Source organism: uncultured Thiodictyon sp., from assembly GCF_903946935.1.
In the GTDB taxonomy this organism is placed as follows: Bacteria; Pseudomonadota; Gammaproteobacteria; order Chromatiales; family Chromatiaceae; genus Thiodictyon.
Genome location: NZ_CAJAXH010000188.1, coordinates 1 through 3,010, shown reverse-complemented (window position 1 = coordinate 3,010; position 3,010 = coordinate 1). Strand labels below are relative to the sequence as shown.

The window sequence follows — 3,010 nt, the reverse complement described above, 5'->3', positions numbered from 1 at the left end:
TCCCGTCATGTTGGAACTCGCAAATCTCAGGTCTTCGATTTGCGTGGGAAGCAAAGGCAGCACAACCGTTTCGGTCTCGGATAACATAGATGCACTTGGTGGGTCGATCTGTTGGGAACATTGCTATTCTAGCAGGGAAACTATTATATGGAAATCGCCTTACCATAACCCGAGGAGAATCAGCGATGACAAAACTGGGGCACCTGCTCCTCGTTTGGATGACGGCCGCCGTGCCGGTCGTGGCACAGGCCGGTGACTTTGCCGATGGGCTCGCCGGTGGACCGGACTTCTGGGAGGTCACGGGTGTCCCGCGCGGCGACACCTTGAACCTGCGCGCCGGTCCCTCGCCCAAGGGCCGCGTGGTGGCCGAACTCGCCAACGGCACGGTCATGCGCAACCTCGGCTGCACGATGGCGCGCGGGCAACGGTGGTGCCAGATCGCGCGGCCGAACGACGCACGCGCCAAGGGGTGGGTCGCCGGGCGTTACCTGCGCGAATCGAGCTATCAGCCCTAGCCGGATTGCTCAAGAGTCTCACGCCAAGGCCGCCAAGCTCGCCAAGTGCATGAGCTGCTGCTCAAGCGGATGAATTCCTCGCGCAGGCCGTCCAGGGCCAGTTTTTCGCTCAGGGCCTGCTCGCTGGATTGGACAAAGGCAACTCCTTCCGCACTCAGACTCAATGCGCTCTGGCGCAATGCGTGCTTTCTGCGAGCGTCCTGTTTCGCCTCGTCGGTGCCTGCGGATTCCAGTGCCTCGAGGGCCTGACGAAACGCCTTCTGCTCACTCGCCAACTGTCCGACCACCCGGGCCTTTGCATACACAAATGACGATTGCCGCAGCTCATCCGTTTTCGTGGCGGCCTGCTGCGACTTGAGCTGTCTCGCCAGCGCCTCGACCATCTCAAGCGGAAACGGCGGCGGGGTCGCAAAGCCGGTCCAACTGTTGAATTCTTCCTGGAGCTGGGTCTTTTCTTCCCGTACCGCCTGCGCCTCATCGACGATTTTGAGATGACGTCGACCCACCTGAATGCGCGCCTGCAGCAGATTGACCCGCTCTTGCAGCCCCTGTTCGTCCGACTCGCTTGCGCTGCACATCGGCGCCAGCGAGGGCCTGATTCGCCTCGGCGAGCTGTTTCGTGGCCTCCTCGATATGCGCGGCGACGCGCGCGCGCTCACGAGGGGGTAAGTCGGCTGCACCCTGCCCTGCCAGTTGGGTAGAATCCTAACCATGAAGGTCCGCTCCGCACTGCATCTGTGCTTCGTCGCCATCGTGGCCACCGCGGTGCTCGCGTACTGCGCCGCCCCGGCGGTGCTTGGGCTATTGGGGTCCGGGATGATCGGTTGGCGACCGGCGAAGGTCAAGCGCCCCGGCGTGCAGATCGTCGGCCCGTTCTCGGAGGGGCTCGCGCCCATCAGGGAATCGGACCATTGGCGGTTGGGATTTATCGACACGAACGGGGCTGTCGCGATCCAGCCGCGCTACTTCGCCAGCGGTCAATTCGCGCAGGGATTAGCGCCGGTGCAGGTCGAGGCCAACCGCGCCTGGGGGTTCATCGATCGGAACGGGGCCTTTGTCATCCCGCCCCGCTTTGATGCCGCCTTGTCCTTTACCGAGGACCTGGCCCCCGTGCGCTTGGGCGGGGTCTGGGGTTTCACGGACCGCACCGGGACCCTGCGGATCGCGGCGCGGTACCACGAGGTATGGGGATTTAGTGAGGGACGCGCCCGGGTCGCCGTCGACGGGCGCGTGGGGTTCATCGACACGGCGGGCAACTGGGTGGTGCCGCCGACCTTCTTCAAGGCCGGGGATTTTCGCGCCGGGCTCGCTGTTGTGTGCGAGCGCGCCCAGTGCGGCTTTCTGGACCGCGCGGGCCGGTTCGTTATCGCACCCCGGTATGACGATGCCCGTAGCTTCGGTAGCGGCTTGGCCCCGGTACGCGTCGGCCAGCGGTGGGGCTATGTCGAGCGCACCGGACGCATGGCCATCGCGCCGGTTTTCGATGAGGCCGAGGCGTTTTCCGAAGACTTGGCGCGCGTGGCGGTCGCCAAGGACGCCTCCTTCGACCTGAAGTTCGGCGGCTACAGTGGCCGCGCGCCCTTCTACGGGTTCATCGACCCCACGGGCCGGCTGGTGCTGGGGACCAAGATGCTTGGTGCGACGGCGTTCTCCGAGGGATTCACCGTGGTACGGCTCCCCAGCGGCGGGTTGTGCAGCGACTGCTACCTCTACCGCCTCATGAGCCGCGCGGGCGAATTTCTGCCGGGACGCTTCGACCTCGTCTCGCCCATGGTCGGCGGCGTGGCCGTCGCGACGATCGGGCAACGGTCCTATGTCATCGACCGGACGGGCGCGGCCCTCGTCGAGGTCGATCACTCGCTTCCCCAGGACCCGGCCTATGCGGCAAGGCAGGTTGTGAACCGTCGCTTTGGCTACATCGACGAGACCGGTACCACGGTATTGGCGTTCACGTATTACCACGCGCAACCGTTCGCTGAAGGGCTTGCCTTTGTCGAGGGGCCCCGGCAGGGCAAGTCCAGACGGCGCGGCTTCATTGACCGCGCGGGTGCGCTGGTGGTCCCGGTTGCCGATTCGGTAAGCCAGGCGCTGCCCTTCAGCGAGGGGTTGTCACTGATCTCCCGGAGCGTCGGCGGCTCGTCCCGTTACGGTTTCATGGACCGTTCCGGGGCCGAGGTCGTCCCCGCCCGTTTCGCCAATGCCGCCCCCTTCGCCGATGGCCTGGCGGCGGTCAAGCAGTCACGCGACCTCGGCGCCAACGATTGGGGTTACATCGACTCGACCGGCAAGACGGTCATCGCGCCACACTACAGGGCCGCGGGCTCGTTCTCGCATGGGCTGGCCTATGTGGAGCGGGTAAGTAACGATTCAAAAATAACTTAAACACTTTTATCAAGAGAACCCGTTGGGGTCAACAACGTAGTTCCATTGCCCAAGGCTCAGGTCATGCCGAATAAACTGATCTTTGATATCACGGAACCCGTCGGAGCATTTGC

3 protein-coding genes are annotated in these 3,010 nt (G+C 64.2%); 2 read left to right on the top strand and 1 reads right to left on the bottom strand.

Going from position 1 to position 3,010, the window contains the following annotated elements; all coding sequences use genetic code 11:
- Positions 1–185: 185 nt before the first annotated feature.
- Positions 186–515 (top strand): SH3 domain-containing protein, encoded by a 330-nt coding sequence (locus QZX93_RS16010; protein ID WP_295393189.1) that lies wholly within the window; start codon positions 186–188, stop codon positions 513–515.
- On the opposite strand, the gene QZX93_RS16005 is transcribed toward QZX93_RS16010, so the two are convergent.
- Entirely contained in the window at positions 512–1,174 is a 663-nt protein-coding gene (locus QZX93_RS16005; RefSeq protein ID WP_295393190.1) for a hypothetical protein, read from the bottom strand. The genes QZX93_RS16010 and QZX93_RS16005 overlap by 4 nt on opposite strands.
- A 52-nt stretch (positions 1,175–1,226) precedes the next feature.
- Here QZX93_RS16005 and QZX93_RS16000 point away from each other — a divergent pair, with 52 nt between their 5' ends.
- Positions 1,227–2,897 carry a WG repeat-containing protein gene (locus QZX93_RS16000; protein ID WP_295393191.1) on the top strand — a complete coding sequence of 557 codons (1,671 nt, stop codon included), beginning with the start codon at positions 1,227–1,229 and terminating at the stop codon, positions 2,895–2,897.
- Positions 2,898–3,010 lie beyond the last annotated feature (113 nt).

Coding starts and splice junctions, on each gene's coding strand:
- QZX93_RS16010 (WP_295393189.1), top strand. CDS start 186: ATGACAAAACTGGGGCACCTGCTCCTCGTTTGGATGACGGCCGCCGTG.
- QZX93_RS16000 (WP_295393191.1), top strand. CDS start 1,227: ATGAAGGTCCGCTCCGCACTGCATCTGTGCTTCGTCGCCATCGTGGCC.